This window comes from Bradyrhizobium sp. INPA03-11B (genome assembly GCF_040446015.1).
Lineage (GTDB): Bacteria > Pseudomonadota > Alphaproteobacteria > Rhizobiales > Xanthobacteraceae > Bradyrhizobium > Bradyrhizobium macuxiense_A.
Map to the genome: position 1 here is coordinate 1 of NZ_JASGSR010000067.1, position 18,589 is coordinate 18,589.

The 18,589-nt window shown below is 64.4% G+C and carries 15 protein-coding genes; 9 read left to right on the top strand and 6 right to left on the bottom strand.

The features are described from left to right. Positions 1-21 precede the first annotated feature (21 nt). The 3 genes from QMZ05_RS25300 to QMZ05_RS25310 form a co-directional block, all read right to left on the bottom strand. Positions 22-1,578, bottom strand: a complete 1,557-nt coding sequence (locus QMZ05_RS25300) for an MDR family MFS transporter (protein ID WP_353703218.1) — start codon at positions 1,576-1,578, stop codon at positions 22-24. 195 nt (positions 1,579-1,773) lie between these two features. Next, positions 1,774-2,949 carry an HlyD family secretion protein gene (locus QMZ05_RS25305; protein ID WP_353703219.1) on the bottom strand — a complete coding sequence of 392 codons (1,176 nt, stop codon included), beginning with the start codon at positions 2,947-2,949 and terminating at the stop codon, positions 1,774-1,776. Then, a complete protein-coding gene (locus QMZ05_RS25310; protein WP_050426377.1) occupies positions 2,942-3,424 on the bottom strand; it encodes a MarR family transcriptional regulator in 483 nt (160 codons plus the stop codon). The genes QMZ05_RS25305 and QMZ05_RS25310 overlap by 8 nt, the downstream gene beginning before the upstream one ends. Positions 3,425-3,586: 162 nt before the next feature. On the opposite strand from QMZ05_RS25310, the gene QMZ05_RS25315 reads away from it, so the two are divergent. Both QMZ05_RS25315 and QMZ05_RS25320 read left to right on the top strand, forming a co-directional pair. Continuing rightward, complete coding sequence (locus QMZ05_RS25315; protein WP_028338147.1) at positions 3,587-4,072, top strand: transcriptional repressor; 486 nt, start codon at positions 3,587-3,589, stop codon at positions 4,070-4,072. Between the two features lie 199 nt (positions 4,073-4,271). Then, positions 4,272-5,228 (top strand): DMT family transporter, encoded by a 957-nt coding sequence (locus QMZ05_RS25320; RefSeq protein ID WP_353703220.1) that lies wholly within the window; start codon positions 4,272-4,274, stop codon positions 5,226-5,228. A 197-nt stretch (positions 5,229-5,425) separates the two neighbouring features. Here the strand turns inward: QMZ05_RS25320 and QMZ05_RS25325 are convergent, their stop codons facing one another. After that, a complete protein-coding gene (locus QMZ05_RS25325; protein ID WP_353703221.1) occupies positions 5,426-6,301 on the bottom strand; it encodes a sulfurtransferase in 876 nt (291 codons plus the stop codon). A gap of 260 nt (positions 6,302-6,561) precedes the next feature. Between QMZ05_RS25325 and ispG the strand changes: the two genes are divergently transcribed. The 7 genes from ispG (at position 6,562) to QMZ05_RS25360 (ending at position 15,914) form a co-directional block, all read left to right on the top strand. Further along, positions 6,562-7,851, top strand: coding sequence for a flavodoxin-dependent (E)-4-hydroxy-3-methylbut-2-enyl-diphosphate synthase (gene ispG / locus QMZ05_RS25330; protein WP_074131532.1), 1,290 nt, complete (start codon positions 6,562-6,564; stop codon positions 7,849-7,851). A 521-nt stretch (positions 7,852-8,372) separates the two neighbouring features. After that, positions 8,373-9,266: a TauD/TfdA family dioxygenase gene (locus QMZ05_RS25335; RefSeq protein WP_353703222.1), complete on the top strand. Its 894-nt coding sequence runs from the start codon at positions 8,373-8,375 to the stop codon at positions 9,264-9,266. A 471-nt stretch (positions 9,267-9,737) separates the two neighbouring features. After that, positions 9,738-12,005, top strand: a complete 2,268-nt coding sequence (locus QMZ05_RS25340) for a hypothetical protein (protein ID WP_353703223.1) — start codon at positions 9,738-9,740, stop codon at positions 12,003-12,005. Between the two features lie 61 nt (positions 12,006-12,066). Further along, complete coding sequence (locus QMZ05_RS25345; RefSeq protein WP_353703224.1) at positions 12,067-13,110, top strand: TAXI family TRAP transporter solute-binding subunit; 1,044 nt, start codon at positions 12,067-12,069, stop codon at positions 13,108-13,110. Further along, complete coding sequence (locus tag QMZ05_RS25350; protein ID WP_353703225.1) at positions 13,005-13,754, top strand: hypothetical protein; 750 nt, start codon at positions 13,005-13,007, stop codon at positions 13,752-13,754. The genes QMZ05_RS25345 and QMZ05_RS25350 overlap by 106 nt, the downstream gene beginning before the upstream one ends. A 39-nt stretch (positions 13,755-13,793) precedes the next feature. Then, positions 13,794-14,393: a hypothetical protein gene (locus tag QMZ05_RS25355; protein ID WP_353703226.1), complete on the top strand. Its 600-nt coding sequence runs from the start codon at positions 13,794-13,796 to the stop codon at positions 14,391-14,393. A 180-nt stretch (positions 14,394-14,573) separates the two neighbouring features. Further along, complete coding sequence (locus QMZ05_RS25360; RefSeq protein ID WP_353703227.1) at positions 14,574-15,914, top strand: Rieske 2Fe-2S domain-containing protein; 1,341 nt, start codon at positions 14,574-14,576, stop codon at positions 15,912-15,914. A gap of 496 nt (positions 15,915-16,410) precedes the next feature. Here the strand turns inward: QMZ05_RS25360 and QMZ05_RS25365 are convergent, their stop codons facing one another. Together QMZ05_RS25365 and QMZ05_RS25370 are read right to left on the bottom strand one after the other, a co-directional pair. Continuing rightward, entirely contained in the window at positions 16,411-18,018 is a 1,608-nt protein-coding gene (locus QMZ05_RS25365) for a Na+/H+ antiporter (protein ID WP_353703228.1), read from the bottom strand. 80 nt (positions 18,019-18,098) lie between these two features. After that, positions 18,099-18,473, bottom strand: coding sequence for a nuclear transport factor 2 family protein (locus QMZ05_RS25370; RefSeq protein WP_353703229.1), 375 nt, complete (start codon positions 18,471-18,473; stop codon positions 18,099-18,101). Positions 18,474-18,589 lie beyond the last annotated feature (116 nt).

Here is an 18,589-nt window from a genome sequence, read left to right on the forward strand (position 1 = left end):
CTCCAGGGGAGGGTGAAGAGTCTACTCCATCACCGCGGCATGGTCCGACGGCGCCGACTGCGCGCGCAGCGCGGCCTTGGTCGAGCCGATCATCAGCGCGAGCGGGATCGAGACCAGGATGAACAGCATCACCAGCTGATAGTCGTGCGAGAACGCGATGATCTGCGACTGCGCCGCCACCATCCTGTCGGCCATCGCGCGGCCGGCGTCGGTGTTGAGGTTGATCATGCCGGCGACGTCGGGCATCTGCAGCGCGTGGTTGAACGGATTGATCTGCTCCGACAGTTTGGCGTAGATCCGCCGTCCGCCTTCCGTCAGCTGCGCGATCACGATCGAGATGCCGACCGAGCTTGCGACGTTGCGCAGCAGCGTCAGCATCGAGGTGCCGTCGGTGCGCAGCTGGTTCGGCAGCGTCAGGAACGCCACCGTCGACAGCGGCACGAATACGAGGCCGAATCCAAAGCCCTGGATCACGCTGACGACGATGATCTCGTTCGCCTGGGTCATGTCGGTCCAGCCGGTCATCTGGAACAGCGAGGCCGCGGTCAGCGCGAGGCCCGAGATGATCAGCGTGCGTGCCTCGATGTAGCGCATCAGGCGGCCGACCAGCATCATCGCGACGAAGGTGCCGAAGCCGCGGCTCGCCAGCAGCAGGCCCGCGGTGATGATCGGATAGCCGACCACGTTCTGCAAGTAAGGCGAGGACAGCGCCATGGTCGAGTACAGCACGAGGCCCATCACCGTCATGAACACGCAGCCGCCGAGGAAGTTCTTGTCCTTGAACAGCGCGAACTGGATGAACGGCCGGCTGGTGGTCAGCGAATGGGCGAAGAAATAGTAGAAGCCGATCGCCGAGACGATGAATTCGATCATGATCTCGTTGGACTCGAGCCAGCCGAGCTGCTCGCCGCGGTCGAGCGCCAGTTGCAGCGAGCCGATCGCAATCGCAAGCGCGCCGAAGCCGAACCAGTCGAAGCGCAGGTTGAGGTCCTGCTTGGTCTCGTCCATGAACACCGCGAGGCCGAGCACGGTGATCGCGCCGAACGGCAGATTGACGAAGAACACCCAGTGCCAGGAATAGGTCTCGGTCAGCCAGGCACCGAGCGACGGTCCCATGATCGGGCCCATCATCACGCCCATGCCCCAGATCGACATCGCCTTGGCGCGCTCATGCAGCGCGTAGGAATCCAGCATCACCGCCTGCGACAGCGGCACCAGCGCCGCGCCGAATACGCCCTGCAACAGGCGGAACAGCACCATCTGGTTGATGTCCTGCGCGAGGCCGCACAGCACCGAGGCGATGGTGAAGCCGGCCGAGCAGATGATGAAGATCCGCTTGCGGCCGTAGCGGTTGGCGATCCAGCCGACCGGCGCGGTCATGATCGCGGCGGCGACGATGTAGGACGTCAGCACCCAGTTGATCTGGTCCTGCGAGGCCGACAGCGAGCCCTGCATATAGGGCAGCGCGACGTTGGCGATCGTGGTGTCGAGCGCCTGCATGATCGTCGCGGTCATCGCGCAGATCGTCACCATGTTCCGGCGCATGCCGGGCACGGCGGATGGTGACGGTGCATTCATTCAGTTCAGTCCTGTTCGCTGATTGCAGCGGGAATCACCTCTCCCCATTGGGGAGAGGTCGCGCCGAAGGCGCGGGTGAGGGGGATCAGGTCCCACGAGAGAGCGTAACCCCTCACCCGGATTGCATTTGACGATGCAATCCGACCTCTCCCACAAGGGGAGAGGTGGCGCGCTGGGCTTCGATCTTGCTCCATCTCAGTCCTCGTGGTCCGGGTGCGCCGAGGCCGTGCCCAGCCCGAGCAGGCCGGCCAGCGTGCGGCGGTGGTTGGTGTCGATCGTCGCGTAGACGCTCATGCCGGCCTTCAGCTTCTTCACGAACGGATCGTTCTCGTCGAAATAGATCCGTACCGGCACGCGCTGCACCACCTTGACGAAATTGCCGGTGGCGTTCTGCGGCGGCAGGATCGCGAACTGTGCGCCGGTGCCGGGCGACAGCGAGCCGACCTTGCCCTTGAATTCGTGGTTCGGGAACGCGTCGACGTCGAGCGTCACCGGCTGGCCGACCGCGACATAGGTAAAGTCGCTTTCCTTCGGATTGGCGTCGACCCAGGGATGGTCGACATCGATCACCGAGAATACCGGCGCGCCCGCGTTGACGAAGCGGCCGAGCTGGATCTGGTCGACCTGGGTCGCGACGCCATCCATCGGCGCCCGCAGCACGGTGTGGTCGAGATTGCGCTGGGCGTCGTCGAGCTTGGCCTTGGCCTGGGCGTAAGGCGGGAATTTCTCGATCGGCAGCTCGACATCGCCGAGCAGCTGCGTCCTGTCCTTGGAAATCTGCTGCTTGATGTATTGCGCGAGGCTCTCGGCGGTGACCTGCGCGTTGGCGGCGTTGTCGAGATCGAGCTGCGAGCCGAAATTCTGCTTGGCGAGCGTCGATTTGCGATCGACGTCGCGCTTCTTCAATTCGATGCTCTGCTGGGCAAATTCCAGCATCCTGGTATTGATCTTGATGTTGTCGACCAGATTGTCATAGGTGGTCCGGGTCTGGTCGAGCGCCGCCTTGGCCTGGTCCACCGCGAGGCGGAACGGCACCGGGTCGATCTCGAACAGCTCGTCGCCCTTCTTGACGTGCTGGCCTTCCCTGACGACGATCTTGTCGATCTTGCCGGAGATCTCCGGCGTGATCAGCACCTTCTGCGCGCCGACATAGGCGTCGTCGGTGCCGACATAGCGGCCGCCATTGAGATAGAACACGCCGCCGGCGATCACAGCCACGATCGGCAGCACGACGAGCAGCAGCACGCGGCGATAGCGCCGCAGCCCTGCCATCAGGCGACGGCGCGGCGCGCGGCTGGCCTTGTCGGCCGGCGCCGATACGCCCGGATTGCTCTTCTGCTCGGGGGCCAGTTTGAGGACGGGTTCAGCCATAGCGCTGTTCCTTTCGGGAGGGCTCGCCGGCTGGGCTTTGGATGGCATTGCGAACGTTTTCCTTGATCGATTCCAATTGAGTGAGCAGGCGGTGCGCGTCTGCGGGGCTGATGCCCTCAAGCGCGGTCGCCGTGAGTTCGGAGCGCAGGCCTGCGAGCTTCCCGAGCAGCGGGCGCGCGGCCTTCTTCAGATAGAGGCGGTTGACGCGGCGGTCGTTCTCGTCGCTGCGGCGCTCGATCCAGCCATTGTCGCAGAGCTTGTCGATCAGCCGCGTCAGCGTGATCGGCTGCACCTCGAGCAGTTCGGCGAGCTCGGTCTGCTTCAGCCCTTCCTGGCGTTCCACCTTGGACAGGACGGCCCATTGCGCGCGGGTGATGCCGTAGCGCGCGGCCTCCTTGTCCGCATAGACGCGGATCAGCCGGAACAATTCGCCCAGCGTAAACATGAAGTTCGCGTCCACGGAACCGCGCATCAATGCCATCTCCATAAGCTTGGGATATAATAAGCTTGCTTATGAATTCTGCACATCGGGTTAACGGAGGGCTGCTCCGCATTGGGGGCATGGCTGCATGGCGGCGAGGGACCGGGTCCGGGCCGGGCTATGGGAACGGGCGCAAAAATGCTACATATCCAGGCAATGAGCCTGGCCAAGCCGACCTTTCCCGCCCCCGACCACGATCACGGCCGCTGCGCCGCGGACGCGATGGCGCATGCCGAACAGGTCTGTGCGCGCCGCGGGCAGAAATTCACCCCGATCCGGCGTCAGGTGTTGCAGGCGCTGCTATCGAGCCACCGCCCGCTCGGCGCCTATGAGGTGATCGACGAGCTGGCCAAGACCATGCCGCGCCCGGCACCGATTACCGTCTACCGCGCGCTCGACTTCCTGATGGAGAACGGCCTCGTCCACCGCATCGAGAGCCGCAACGCCTTCCTGGCCTGCGCGCACGACCATGACGAGACCTCGATGGTGGCGTTTTTGATCTGCGACCATTGCGGCTCGGTCGGCGAAATCCCGGCCGCCCCCGTCGCGCAAAGCCTGACCGCCGCGGCCCGGGCCTCGGGCTTCATCCCGAAGCTGTCGGTCGTCGAGATCGCCGGCACCTGCGCGCATTGCCAGAAATGATTGTGCGCGGCCAAAGTCCTCACCGCGGTGTCGTCCCTGCGAAAGCAGGGACCCATAACCACCGCCCTCAATTGTTATACGACGCTGGATCGACAAGCCTCGTTCACAACGCCGGCCGCGGCGTATGGGTCCCTGCTTTCGCAGGGACGACACAGTCCAGTTAACAACAACACGGCAGCAAGCCGGCCCGCGAGGAAACATGTCGACCCAAGCGATCTCCGCCAACGTCACGAGGCCCGTCAGCGTCGGCCACGGGCTGCCGCCCGGCGCCATCGCATTGATGCTGATGCTGTGCGTGAGCTGGGGCTTCAACCAGCTCGCGGTCAAGCTCGCGCTGCCCGACGTGCCGCCGATGCTGCAGGCGTTGATCCGCTCCTCGGGCGCGCTGCCGGTCATGCTGATCGTCGGCCATTTGCGCGGCGTCAAATTCTTCGAGCGCGACGGCACGCTAGTCCCCGGCATCATCGCCGGCTTGATGTTCGGCTGCGAGTTCGTGCTGATCTTCACTGGCCTCGTCTTCACCTCGGCCTCGCGCGCCTCGGTGTTCCTCTACACCGCGCCGTTCTTCGTCGCGCTCGGCTCGCACCAGTTCCTCGGCGAGCGCCTCTCGACCGTGCAATGGAGCGGGCTGGCGCTGAGCTTTGCCGGCGTCGCGCTCGCGATCGGCGTGCCGCAGCCCAATGTCGATGCCAAGGTGCTGCTCGGCGACCTCATGGTTGTCGGCGGCGGCGCACTGTGGGCGGCGACCACGCTGGTTGCCAAGGGCACGCAGTTGCGCAAGGCCGCGCCGGAAAAGGCGCTCGGCTATCAAGTTGCGATCTCGATTCCAATCCTTGGCCTTGCCGCCTGGATCGCAGGCGAGCGCATCGAGCACGTGCCGAGCGCGCTGTCGATCTCGCTGCTCGCCTATCAGGCGGTCTGGGTGGTGGGTTGCACGTTTGTCATCTGGTTTGCGATGGTGAAGACCTATTCCGCGAGCAAGCTCTCGGCCTTCACCTTCGTCACGCCGCTGTTCGGCGTCGTCGCGGCCTATTTCATCATGCACGACACCCTGACCCCGGTGTTCGGGGTTGCGGCGCTGTTCGTGATCGCAGGGCTCTATCTCGTCAACAAGCCCGACGCGAAGGTGACGCCGGATCCGAACGTGCCGGCGTGAGATCTTGGGATCGCGGATGCTTGATTCGCCAACGGCGCAACAAACTCATCGTCGTCCCTGCGAAAGCAGGGACCCATAACCACGAATGGTCATTGGTGAACGATGGTGGAACGACGAGCCCCGTTCACAACATTCGCTGCGGCGTATGGGTCCCTGCTTTCGCAGGGACGACATAGGGGAGAGAGCCTTGCTTCCCACTACCCCACCTCGATCGGCAGCTCCGCATCCTTCGCCCATTCGCCCATCGAGCCGTCATAGAGCGTGAGATTGTCGTAGCCGAGCCGATGCAGCTGGAACAGGTCGATGGTCGCGGAGATGCCGCCGCCGCAATAGGCGACGACGCGCTTGTCTTTGGTGATGCCTTGCGCGGCGAAGGTTGCCTCGGCCTCTTCGAGCGACACGAACGTCTTGGCCTTGGCGTCGATCAGGGACGCCGCCGGCACGCTGACGCTGCCGGGGATGCGGCCGGGCCGGCCGTAACGGCTCGGCTCGAGCCCCTTGTAGAATTGCGGGCCGAGCGCGTTGACGATCACGGTGTCGCGCTCCGTGGTCGCGGCGAGCACGTCATGCTTGTCGACGAACATGCCGTCCATCGGCCGCGCCGGGAACGTCGCGGGCGGATAGCCGCCGGCAAGCCCGGTCTCGATGTCGCGTCCCTCGGCGGTCCATTTGTCGATGCCGCCGTCGAGCACCGCGGCGCCCTCGAAGCCGAGCGAGCGCAGCATCCACCAGAACCGCGTCGCCCACATCGCGGTCCCGATTGAGTAGAGCACCACGCGGCTGCCCGCCGAGATGCCGTGGCGGCCGAACGCCGCCTCGAGCTGGGCGGTCGGCGGCATCATGAAGCGCAGATTGGTATGGGGGTCGGAGAATTCGGCCTGCAGATCGAGGAAATTGGCGCCCGGGATGTGGCCGGCCTCGAACGTCTGGCGGCCCGAGACGACAATATAGGGAACGCCGCTGCCCGCGGGGGCCGGCTCCAGATAGGTCGTGCAGTCGAACAGCCGCAACTCGGGTCGGGTCAGGATCTCGGCGAGTTCCGCCGTGGAGATCAGCTCGCCATAGTCGGCCATGTCACGCCCTCCCGGTGTGTGTTTAACGGGATGCTAAGATGCGCCAGATCACATGAAAAGCGGTCACTTTGCCCTTTGATTCACCCCAATTCGGCCCAATATAGCCAAAGCATGCAGGACGCCGCTGCATGGCTTGCGTTTGGCCCCAATCGGCGCCATAAGCTGTTGAATTCACTCCGAAACCTGACCGTTTGGCCCGCTTTGCGCGTGGTCTATCGCCCCCTTGGTGAATGTCACCAAAACCTGATATTCGAGACGCCATGAACAAGCCCGAGATTTTGCCGCAAGACGACGTCGCAGGTCCTCAAGCCCGGCACCAAACCACGCAGGTCATGGTCGGCAACGTTGCCGTCGGCGGCGGTGCGCCGATCGTCGTGCAGTCGATGACCAACACCGACACCGCCGATATCGATGGCACCATCGCCCAGGTGGCCGCGCTCTCCCGCGCCGGCTCCGAGATGGTGCGCATCACGGTCGACCGCGAGGAAGCCGCTGCCGCGGTGCCGCACATCCGTGATGGCCTGCGCAAGCGCGGCATCACGACGCCCCTGATCGGCGACTTCCACTACATCGGCCACAAGCTGCTCGCCGAGTATCCGGCCTGTGCCGAGGCGCTCGACAAGTACCGCATCAATCCCGGCAATGTCGGCTTCAAGAACAAGCGCGACACCCAATTCGCCGACATCATCGAGATCGCCAACAAGAACAACAAGCCGGTGCGCATCGGCGCCAATTGGGGCTCGCTCGACCAGGAGCTGCTCACCAAGCTGATGGACGAGAACACCGCATCGCCGAATCCGCGCGATGCCCGCGCGGTGACGCGCGAGGCGATGGTGCAGTCGGCGCTGCTGTCGGCGGCCCGTGCCCAGGAACTGGGCATGCCGAAGAACAAGATCATCCTGTCGGCGAAGGTCTCCGCCGTGCAGGACCTGATCGCGGTCTATCAGGAAGTCGTGCGCCGCTCGGACTATGCGATCCATCTCGGCCTCACCGAGGCCGGCATGGGCTCGAAGGGGATCGTGGCGTCGTCGGCTGCGCTCGGCATCCTCCTGCAGCAGGGCATCGGCGACACCATCCGCATCTCGCTGACGCCGGAGCCCGGCGGCGACCGCACGCTGGAAGTGCAGGTCGCGCAGGAATTGCTGCAGACCATGGGCTTCCGCACCTTCGTGCCGCTGGTCGCGGCCTGCCCCGGCTGCGGCCGCACCACCTCGACCACGTTCCAGGAACTGGCGCGCTCGATCCAGGATTTCATCCGCGACGAGATGCCGGCCTGGAAGACCAAGTATCCGGGCGTCGAGCAGCTCAACGTCGCGGTCATGGGCTGCATCGTCAACGGCCCCGGCGAATCCAAGCACGCCAATATCGGCATTTCGCTGCCCGGCACCGGCGAGGCGCCGGCCGCGCCCGTGTTCGTCGACGGCAAGAAGTTCCGCACCCTGCGCGGTCCCGGCATCGCCGCCGACTTCAAGGCGCTGGTGATCGACTATATCGACCAGCGCTATGGCAGCGGCGCCAAGCTGCCGGAGCAGGCGGGCGCCGCGGAGTAGTCTCACTCCGCTCGCGACCCATACTCGGTGTCGTCCCTGCCTAGTGCGCAATTGCGCACGGGAGCAGGGACCCATAACCACAGCCGGTGGTTATGGCGCGAGATGTGGGTTGCTTACCTTCGCAAAACACAACCCCGTGGTACTATGGCGCAAACGCCACAAGTCGCCGGAACTGGAACGCTCCCCAAAAGTTAATAGCTAGGGTCGGTTTTCGACCCGTGGGGAGGTGACACCGGATGCGGGTGGATCATCATGATGGCATAGACGGCGTTGAAATCGCCTTAGTCAGCGCTGTGGTGGTGTCCTTCGCCATGCTTATGGCGAGCGTGGTTTGGCTTATGACCGGCTGACCTCAATACAAGGACGGCCTGATCCTAAATCTCTTCCAACGCCACCTGTTCGAGCTCTAGCGCCGCTACGCACGCAAGAAAGAAGATTGCTGCAAACGTTTTGCGGCGTGGATTGCGCTTGGCTTGATCCCGGCTACGATGGTCAAAACAAGAACCATCGGGAGAACACCCATGAGCTCGCTGTCCGGCAAGCAGGGTCCGCGCTACCGCCACCTCGCCGACCAATCCGAGCCCTATGAGACCATCGGCGTCGAGAAGCTGACGCCGATCATCGGCGCGGAAATCTCCGGCGTCGATATCGGCAAGCTGGTCGGCGACGATGCGCGCTCCAACCGCCAGATGGACGAGATCCATCGCGCGCTCGCCGAAAACCTCGTCATTTTCTTTCGCGACCAGCACATCAGCCCCGACCAGCACCTCGCCTTCGGCCGCAAGTTTGGCGAGCTGCATGTCCACCCCGCAGCCCCCAATGAGGGCGATCCGGCGCTGATGAAGATCTATGCCGACAAGGATTCCCCGCGCGCCAACGGCGAAGGCTGGCACACCGACGTGTCCTGCGATCTCGAGCCGCCGATGGGCTCGATCCTCTACATCAAGCAGTGCCCGCCGCGCGGCGGCGACACCCTGTTCGCCAACATGTACGCCGCCTACGAGGCGCTGTCGGACCGCATGAAGGCCTATCTCGACGGGCTCACCGCGCTGCATGACGGCGAGCAGACTTATCGCGGCCTGTATGCGAATTATGGCGTCGCCGACAAGCAGGAATATCCCCGCGCCGAGCATCCGGTGGTCCGCACCCATCCGGTGACGGGGAAAAAGTCGCTCTACGTCAATCGCGGCTTCACCCGCTTCATATCAGGCATCCCGCGCGACGAGAGCGACGCCATGCTGGCCTATCTCTACCAGCACGCCGAGAACCCGCTGTTCCAGTGCCGGTTCCGCTGGACCGAGAACGCGATCGCGTTCTGGGACAATCGCTGCGCCCAGCACCGCGCGATGTGGGATTACTGGCCGCACACCCGCTCCGGAACCCGCGTCACGGTGAAGGGCGAACGGCCGGTCTGAGATATTGCGCAGCTGCGCAGGAAGGGTGGAACCAACGGGTCCGGGCTACGCGCGGCCCGATGATAAACACTGCGAAATCCATCATCTCATGTGCGGCTGAGTGCGATGCGTCAGCCTGATCCCGCGCGCCGCGGTTAACAGGGGTAACCCTTGCGGGTCATAGTATCCGCGAGCCGCTGAGCCCTATGATGCCGCATCAGACTGGGCGTTATCACCATGCGACAGGTGATACAGGGCGCGCGGGGTGCGGGCTTGCGCGTCAAATCGGATCAACTGCCATCTCCTCCGAGGACGATGCGTCCGGCTGCTCCCTCATGGATCGCGGCAACCCTTGTGATGATGTGTCTTGCGGATGCCGGCGCCGGAGCGCGCGCGCAGACCAATGGCCTCGCCGGCGATTCCCCGCAACTTGCGCAAGCGAAGACGAGTCCTCCAGGTGACGCCGGTCCGGCCGGAGCCCAGGCGCAAAGCGTGGACGGGCTCACCCGCGAACTCGCGACAGCACGGCGAGATGTTGAACTGCTGCAGGGCCTGCTGACCAAGGAACGCGAGAATTCGGTTCAGGTCGAGAATGCCTTGCAGAGCGAAACCGAAAAACTGAGAAAATCGCTGAAGGACATCCCGCAAGGCACTGCAGTCCTGCAGAAGTCGCTGCAAGCGGAGCGCGACCACGCCGCGCAGCTGGAACAGGACCTTGCGACGGCGCGCCGTGATGTGGAAACGCTGGCCGCAATGCTGGTCAAGGCAAACGACGAGACCGCGAAACTGAAGCAGGCTTCGCAAGGCGGCAAGGCGGACTTGCAGAAGCCTCTGGAGCAGGAGCGCGAACGGGTCGCGAAACTGGAGCAGGATCTCGCGGCGGCGCGGCGTGACGTGGAGACGCAAGCCGCGCTGGCGGTCAAGGCAAGCGATGAAACGGCCCAACTGAAGAAAGCCTCACAGAGCGGCGCAGCGGACGTGCAGAAGTCGCTGGCGCAGGAGCAGAAGCGTGCTGCGAAACTGGAGCAGGATCTTGCAGCGGCACGTCGTGACGTGGAGACGCAAGCCGCGCTGGCGGCCAAGGCAAGCGATGAAGCGGCCCAACTGAAGAAAGCCTCGCAAAGCGGCGCTGCGGACGTGCAGAAGTCGCTGGCGCAGGAGCAGAAGCGAGCTGCGAAACTGGAGCAGGACCTTGCGGCGGCGCGGCGTGACGTGGAGACGCAAACCGCGCTGGCGGCCAAGGCGAGCGATGAAACAGCCCAACTGAAGAAAGCTTCGCAGAGCGGTGCAGCGGACGTGCAGAAGTCGCTGGCGCAGGAGCATGAGCGGGCCGCGAAACTGGAGAAGGACCTCGCGGCGGCGCGCCGTGACGTGGAGACGCAAACCGCGTTGGCGGCCAAGGCAAGCGATGAATCAGCCCAACTGAAGAAAGCTTCGCAAGGTGGGGCTGCGGACGTGCAGAAGTCGCTGGCGCAGGAGCAGAAGCGGGCTGCGAACCTGGAGCAGGACCTCGCGGCGGCGCGGCGTGACGTCGAGACGCAAACCGCGCTGGCGGCCAAGGCGAGCGATGAAGCAGCCCAACTGAAGAAAGCTTCGCAGAGCGGCGCCGCGGACGTGCAGAAGTCGCTGGCGCAGGAGCATGAGCGGGCCGCGAAACTGGAGAAGGACCTCGCGGCGGCGCGCCGTGACGTGGAGACGCAAACCGCGCTGGCGGCGAAGGCGAGCGATGAAACAGCCCGGCTGAAGAAGGCCTCGCAAAGCGGCGCAGCGGACTCGCAGAAGTCGCTGGAGCAGGAGCACGAGCGGGCTGCGAAACTGGAGCTGGATCTCGCGGCGGCACGTCGAGACGTGGAGACGCAGTCAGCACTGGCGGCCAAGGCAGGCGACGAACTTGCCAAGCTGAAGCTGACGACGGAAGCCGGCACTGCGGAACTGCGCCGATCGATGCAGAAGGAGCACGAAAGGGGCGATGCACTGGCGCGCGATCTCTCGACGGCGCGCAGCAAAGTCTACGCATACGAGGCGCAGGCAGCCCAAGCCAGCGACGAAGCAGCAAAGCGCAAGCAGGCGGAGTCAAACGATACCGCCGAGTTGCGACAGTCGCTCCAGCGAGAGCAGCAGCGGGCTGAACAGCTGGCGCGTGATCTCGCAACAAAGAAGAGCGAACTCGATGCGCAGGCCAAGCGGGCAGCCGAAGCGAACCTGCAAGCCGCCGGGATGAAGCAAGCCGCGGAGCAGGCCGCGGCCGAGCAGCGCAGCCTGTTGCAGCGGGAGCGTGGCAAGGCCGAGCAATTGGAGCGGGATCTTGCTTCGGCGCGCCGCGACATTGCTGCGTTCGCCGCCAAAGTGACGCCCGTCGTATCTCAGGTTGCCACCACCGGCAACGCCGGCCACTCCGTGCAGGAGGCGCCGGCGAGCGCTCCGGCGCCGGCCGAGAACCGGGCTGTAGCGACGCCAACCGCGGGCAATGTCGCGACCGCCACTGACGACGGTGCGCAGGAGGCGAGACTGCTGGCGCGGGCGCGCTTGCTGCTGGAACGGGGAGACATCGGGGGTGCGCGGGTCGTGCTGGAAAGCGTCGCCGAGACGGGCAGCGCCCAGGCAAGTTTCGCGCTCGCGGAAACCTATGATCCGCTGACCCTCTCGAACTGGGGAACCTATGGAACGCGTGGCGATGCGGCCAAGGCGCGCGATCTCTACGCCAAGGCTGAGGCCGGTGGAATCAAGGAGGCAAAGGCGCGGTTCGAGGCGCTGCGTTGATCAAACGATCTAGCAGCAAGGACGAACGCGCTGACGCGATGTCGTGCAAAGGAGCTGCTCGATGAAAAGGTTGATCGGATTTCGCCCGCTGCTGCTTGCGGGCCTGATGTCACTACTCCCGGCGCTGCAGCCGCCCCCGGCGGATGCGCGGCCGCAACATGGTCAATCTCACAAGGCCCGCCTGATCCGGGCCGAACCGCCCCATCTCAAGCCTGAAGTTTTGACGATGAACGCCTGGACCGTTGGCCTCGCCGGCGGCCTGCTCGAGGGCGCGCCGATCCGCCTTGCAGCGGAGATGGCCCGCGTGGCCGATGACGGCGACAATCTGCACGTTCTGCCGGTGGTGACGCGGGGGGCCGCGGAGAATCTGAACTCGCTGCTGTATTTGCGCGGCATCGATGCGGCGATCATCAATTCCGACGCGCTCGAGGAATACAAGAGCCAGGTGCCGGACATCCAGCGGCGGATCGCCTATGTCCTGAACCTGTTTCCGTCCGAGCTGCATGTCTTCGTTCGTCCGGAGATCAAGAGTCTGAGCGACCTTGCCGGCAAGAAGGTGAACTTCAACAATCAAGGTACGGCCGCAGCCTATTCAGGTCCGCTGATCTTCAGTCGCCTCGGTATCGATATCGAGAAGACGTTCATTCCGCATCAGGTCGCGCTCGAGCAGATGCGGAAGGGCGACATGGCGGCCGTCGTCTTCATTACCTCGAAGCCGGTCGATGCATTTGTGAAGGGCCGATTTGAAGCGGGCTTCAAGTTCCTGCCGGTCCCGTATGACAGCAAGTTCGAGGACTATTATCTGCCGGCGGCGCTCGATGCGGCCGATTACCCAAATCTGATCAAGCAGGGCGATCATGTCGCCACGATAGCCGTACCGACCGCCCTCGTCGCCTTCAATTGGCCGGCCAACTCGAACCGCTTCGAGCGCGTTGCGCGTTTCGTCGATCATCTGTTCTCGCGGATCGACAAGCTGCAGGGACCCGGCTTCGATCCGAAATGGAAATCGATCAACCTCGGAGCGACCGTGCCCGGCCTCGCGCGCTTTCCTGCCGCGCAGGCGTGGCTCGATCGGCAATCGTCGACCGCACGGGCATCGCAATGACCAGGCTTTCCACCCCGCTTGTTGTGGCAATCGCCGTCATCAACGGCGTTGCCCTGGCGCAAGGGGTGGAAGATCCCAAGACAGATCCCGTGTCAGATCCCATGGCACAGCTGCGCGCCTGTTCTCAGCTCGAACGTGAAGCGCGGCTGGAGTGCCTCGACAAGCTGTCGCATGCCGCGGCGCCGGCTCGCCGCGAAGCGTCGAAGGCGAATCGTTGGACGATCAGCGAGACGACATCGCCGGTCGATTATTCACCGATCGCCACTGCAACGACGTCCGATTCGGTCGATGCATCCGTGAAGCTGTCGATCCGCTGTCGCGGCGGGCGGACCGAATTGTCGTTCGCGGGACCCGCTATCTCGGGCCGTGGCGACGGCTATGTGATTTCCTATCGCATCAACGACGGTGCGCCGGTGCAGGTCGCGGCAACCGTGCCGGCGGCTGGTTCCGGCGTCGCCGTCGCCGGCGATGTCGTTCGTCTGCTGCAATCGCTTCCCGATAACGCGGTGCTTGCCGTCCACCTCTCACGCGGTGCCGGGGCTGCCCATGATGCAACATTCTCGCTCGCGGGGCTGGACGCGATGCGCGCGAGGATGGCTGCGGTCTGCAAATGGCCGCTCGCCGTCGCAAGGCCCAGCAATTGAGAAAGTGTGTTTGCCGATTTTTCGAGATGGAGATGCTTGATGTGCAATTTTGAATCTGTAGCGAAATTGTTTGCGATCGCCGCCGTCGCTATGCTGGCTTCCACGCCGTTTGCGGCGGCCCAGCAAGGCGGAAAATACTGGGTGCCGGCCGCGCAGTCCGCGGCTTACACGGTGAGCGAGGCTCGGAAGCCTGAAGCGCCGCGGGCCACCGCCGAAACGCGCAAGCGCTCCGCCTATGCCCGCATGCACAATCCGGCGGCGCCGAAGGGAAAGGAGCATCATCTGATCCTGCAGGTGAACTCCAATGATCCTGCCGCCATGAATCTCTCGCTCAACAACGCAACCAACGTCGCCGAGTATTACAAGGGGCTCGGCGAAAAGGTGAAGATCGAGGTGGTCACGTTCGGCCCGGGCCTGCACATGCTCCGCGATGACACGTCGCCGGTGAAGGCGCGCATCGAGGAAATGGCGCTGAGTACACCCGAGGTGTCGTTCAAGGCCTGCGGCAATACCCAGGAGAAGATGCAGAAGGCCGAGAACAAGTCCATCCCGATCATCAAGCAGGCGGAAGTCGTGAAGTCCGGCGTCGTGCGCGTGATGGAATTGCAGGAGAAGGGATGGGCTTACGTGAAGCCGTGAGCCGGAGGACCGGCCTGCCCTGAACTCCCTTTTGAGGGGCGCGGCTTGCCGCGCAGAACGCGGGCGTAAATCCACGGGCGCGCGGGGCAGGGCTGCCGGCCGCGCAGCCAATCGCATTGACGTTCCGCATCCGCTACGCCAAGCTCCGGGAAAATCAAAAACAACTCCCGGGGAAATGCCATGCTCCGCGCCGAAGACAACAAGTTCCTCACCGAAGCCGGATCGGGAACGGGAATGGGCGAACTGCTGCGCCGGTTCTGGATTCCGGTGCTGCTGTCGGAAGAACTGCCGGAGCCGGACAGCGACCCGAAGAAGATCGTTGTCATGGGCGAAGAGTTGCTCGCCTTCCGCGACTCGAGGGGCGTGGTCGGCGTGATCGATCAATACTGCCCGCATCGCGGCGCCAATCTCTGGCTCGGCCGCAACGAGGAATGCGGCATCCGCTGCGTCTATCACGGCTGGAAGTTCGATACCGACGGCCGCTGCGTCGACATGCCGACCTCCTATCCGGACCTCAACGCCAAGGACCTGATCCGCATCAAATCCTATCCGGTGCGCGAATGGGGCGAGATGATCTGGGCCTATATGGGCCCGGCCGATCAGATGCCGGAATTGCCCGCGCTGGAGATGGCACTGCTGCCGGCCTCGCATCGCTTCGTCACCAAGAAGTGGCAGGACTGCAATTGGGTGCAAGCGGTGGAAGGCTCGATCGACACCGCGCATTTCACCTTCGCGCATCTCTCCTTCGAGAAGGAGGAGAACGAGATCCTCGACATCAAGAAGCATTTCGTCAACCCGCTGACGCGGGTCGCGACCGACCACATGCGCTGGATCGCCGAGGACCCGCGGCCGGTGATCAAGATCAATCCGCATGAGGCCGGCCTCACGGTGGCCGGCGGCCGGCTCACCGGCAGCGACAACATCTATTGGCGCATCGCCCAGTTCCTGATGCCGTTCCACAGCTACGCGCCGAGCTCGATGCCGGGCGAGAACATGTTCGGCCAGACCTTCGTGCCGGTCACCGACACCAATTGCTGGATCTACACCTATGCCTGGAATCCGCACCGGCCGCTCACCGACGCCGAACGCGAGGGCTACGCCAACGGCAACGGCGTGATGGCCGTCGTCGACGAGAACTACGTGCCGCTGCGCAACAAGTTGAACGACTATCTGATCGATCGCAAGCTGCAGCGGACCAAGAGCTATACCGGCATCAAGGGCGTCTCCGAGCAGGACGCCGCGGTGCAGGACAGCCAGGGCCCGATCGCCGACCGCACCCGCGAGCATCTTGGCCCGACCGATCTCGGCATCATGCATTTCCGCAAGCTTATGATGGAGGCGGCCCGCGCGCTGCAAAAGGGCGAGGCGCCGCCGCATGTTAAGCACCAGGATCGCTACACCGTGCGCTCCGGCGCCTGCGTCACCAGCAAGACCAAGGATCTCACCGCCGTGATGGTCGAGCGGTTCGGCGACCCCGCCGGCTTCGTCGGCGGCCCCGGGCAGAACGCGGCCGCGGAGTAATATCCACTGTCGTCCCTGCCTAGTGCGCAATTGCGCACGGGAGCAGGGACCCATAACCACACGGTCGCGTTGTTGAAACGCGCTGTGGCTCCAGCTTCGCAAACCAATTGGCATTCGTGGTAATGGGTCCCGGCTTTCGCCGGGACGACGTGTGGAGATATCCGCGCTTCGCAAGTGCGACGCTGGGGATGGGTTCTCGATCCAACACGCCAAACACGCGGTGTCATCACCCGCGAAAGCGGGCGATCCAGTATTCCAGAGGCAGGAGCGCTTGAGTCGAGAGGCCGCGGCGTACTGGATCGCCCGGTCATCGAGCCGGGCGATGACAGCTGTGGTGGGAAAAGGTTCTCTCCACGCGTCGTCCCGGCGAAGGCCGGGACCCTTACGCTGCGGCGGATGTTGTGAAAGGGACTCGTCGTTCCACCATCGCTCACCAATAGCCATTCGTGGTTATGGGTCCCGGGTCGCGCTTCGCTTGCCCGGGACGACATCGGGGCTACAACGGAATCCGGCGATACTCGCGATTGGACAAGCTCGCTTCCTCCAGATCGAGGTCGCGCTCGATACGGCGCCTGGTTTCGTCGGTGATCTTGCCGTCGCGCAGCAGCATGTGGATGAACTTGCGCTCGGAGGAGATCAGCTCCCGCGTCAGCTCGGTGCCGGTGGCGGAGGCGTCGTGCTTGTCGGGGTCGAGCACGTCGGGGAGCTGGTTGATCCGGATCTCGTGACGCGAGCGCAACAGCTTGACCACCTCGTCGGACAGCTCGCGGTCGTCGGTAATGGCGTCGAGCGACTTCAGCGCGGCGTTCAGCGCCTCGCGCCTTGCCGTGATTTCCTGCTCGTGCTCGGCGATATGCTCGCTGCGTCCGTCCCTGGCGAGGCCGAGCCAGCGCACCACCGGCGGCAGTCCGAGGCCGAGCCCGACCAGCGTCACGAAGATCACGCCGAAGGCGACGAACAGGATCAGGTCGCGGTACGGGAAGGCTTCGCCGCTCGGGAGCGTCAGCGGCAGCGCCAGCGCCGCAGCCAGCGAGACCGCACCGCGCACGCCGGTGAAGGCCACCACGAACACCGCCCGCCACGACGGCAGCGGATCGCGGTCGCGCAGCTGCCTGCTGAGCCAGCGCGGCAGATAGGTGCCGGGAAACACCCAGAGGAAGCGCGCAACGATCACGATGACGGCGACCAGCACGGTGGCGGTCAGGATGTCGTCCAGCGGAAACGACTTCGACTTCTCGTAGAGCGAGCGCATCTGGAAGCCGGTCAACAGGAACAGCAGGCCCTCGATCAGATAGATGATCAGGTCCCAGAAGAAGATGCCCTGCAGGCGCGTCGCGGCCGAGATCAGCAGCGGTCCGTTCCAGCTCATATAGAGTCCGCAGGCGACGGTCGCGATCACGCCGCTGCCGCCGAAATGCTCGGGGATCCAGTAGGCGAGATAGGGCGTGATCAGCGACAGCGTGATCTCGACCTGCGGATCCCTGGCTCTGCGCCGGGCGCGCAGGCTGAGCCAGCCGACCGCGGTGCCGAACGCGATTTCGCTGGCAACGATGACGAAGAACGTGCCGGTCGCCTTCGGCAGCGAGAACAGTCCGGTGGTGATAGCGGCGAGCGCGAAGCGGTAGAGGATCAGCGCGGTCGCGTCGTTGGCGAGCCCTTCGCCCTCGAGGATCACCAGGATGCGCCTGGGCATGCCGAGCTTGCGGGCGATCGCCAGCGGGGCGACCACGTCCGGCGGCGCGACGATCGCCCCGAGCAGGAAGCCGACGCTCCAGGGCAGGCCGATCAGATAGTGGGTCGCGGCCGCGACCAGGAACGCGGTGAAGATCACGCAGCCGACCGACAGCAGGATGATCGGCCGCAGATTGGCCTTGAACTCGCGCCAGCTCATCGCGACGCTCGCCGAATAGATCAGCGGTGGCAGCACCACCAGCAGCACGAGCTCGGGCGGCAGTTCCAGCGACGGCATGCCCGGCACGAAGGCCAGCACCACGCCGACCAGCAGCAGCAGGATCGCCGGCGCGATATCGGTCCGCCGCGCAACCAGGGCGGTTCCCGCCAGCACGCCGAGCAAAGTGAGAAAGATCTGAAATTTGGCTTCCATAACGGGCTCAATTCGCCCGGAAACCAGCGCCAGTCAATGCGGTCCGGCCGGAGCCGGACCGCTTGAGCATGGACCGGCGGTCAGTCCCTGAGGTCGTAGCGGTAGGACTTCGAGACGATCTGCCAGCCGTCGGCGAGCTTCATGGCGACAAGGTAGTCGGTGAAATAGCGCGGCGGCAGCTGGCAACGCACCTTGATGAAGGCGGTGTTGTCGTCGGAGCGGTCGATGGTGACGATGAAGTCCTCGCGCGGCTTGCCTTCGGCCTTCGCCGACGTGCGCTTGCGCACCAATGCGAGCCAATCCGGCACGGTCAGGACCTTCAGCTCGCCCTTCTCCACCCAGCGCAGGTCGGCGCTCGGATGAAAGGCTTCGGCGAGCTTGTCGGCATTGCTCTCATAGAGGCCGTCGAAATAGGTTTGCACGACGTTCTCGACGGTGGATCGATCTTGGCTCATTGGTAAGTCCTCCCGGCAGGGTTTTGGTCTACTGGAGCGTTTTCGAGCGAGGTGGGTAGCAGTTCGCGCGAGGAAACGCGTCAAAGAGAATCGAGAGCCCCGTTCCGATACAATCG

Coding starts and splice junctions, on each gene's coding strand:
- QMZ05_RS25300 (WP_353703218.1), bottom strand. CDS start 1,578: ATGAATGCACCGTCACCATCCGCCGTGCCCGGCATGCGCCGGAACATG.
- QMZ05_RS25305 (WP_353703219.1), bottom strand. CDS start 2,949: ATGGCTGAACCCGTCCTCAAACTGGCCCCCGAGCAGAAGAGCAATCCG.
- QMZ05_RS25315 (WP_028338147.1), top strand. CDS start 3,587: ATGAGCCTGGCCAAGCCGACCTTTCCCGCCCCCGACCACGATCACGGC.
- QMZ05_RS25320 (WP_353703220.1), top strand. CDS start 4,272: ATGTCGACCCAAGCGATCTCCGCCAACGTCACGAGGCCCGTCAGCGTC.
- QMZ05_RS25325 (WP_353703221.1), bottom strand. CDS start 6,301: ATGGCCGACTATGGCGAGCTGATCTCCACGGCGGAACTCGCCGAGATC.
- ispG (WP_074131532.1), top strand. CDS start 6,562: ATGAACAAGCCCGAGATTTTGCCGCAAGACGACGTCGCAGGTCCTCAA.
- QMZ05_RS25335 (WP_353703222.1), top strand. CDS start 8,373: ATGAGCTCGCTGTCCGGCAAGCAGGGTCCGCGCTACCGCCACCTCGCC.
- QMZ05_RS25345 (WP_353703224.1), top strand. CDS start 12,067: ATGAAAAGGTTGATCGGATTTCGCCCGCTGCTGCTTGCGGGCCTGATG.
- QMZ05_RS25350 (WP_353703225.1), top strand. CDS start 13,005: ATGGAAATCGATCAACCTCGGAGCGACCGTGCCCGGCCTCGCGCGCTT.
- QMZ05_RS25355 (WP_353703226.1), top strand. CDS start 13,794: ATGTGCAATTTTGAATCTGTAGCGAAATTGTTTGCGATCGCCGCCGTC.
- QMZ05_RS25360 (WP_353703227.1), top strand. CDS start 14,574: ATGCTCCGCGCCGAAGACAACAAGTTCCTCACCGAAGCCGGATCGGGA.
- QMZ05_RS25365 (WP_353703228.1), bottom strand. CDS start 18,018: ATGGAAGCCAAATTTCAGATCTTTCTCACTTTGCTCGGCGTGCTGGCG.
- QMZ05_RS25370 (WP_353703229.1), bottom strand. CDS start 18,473: ATGAGCCAAGATCGATCCACCGTCGAGAACGTCGTGCAAACCTATTTC.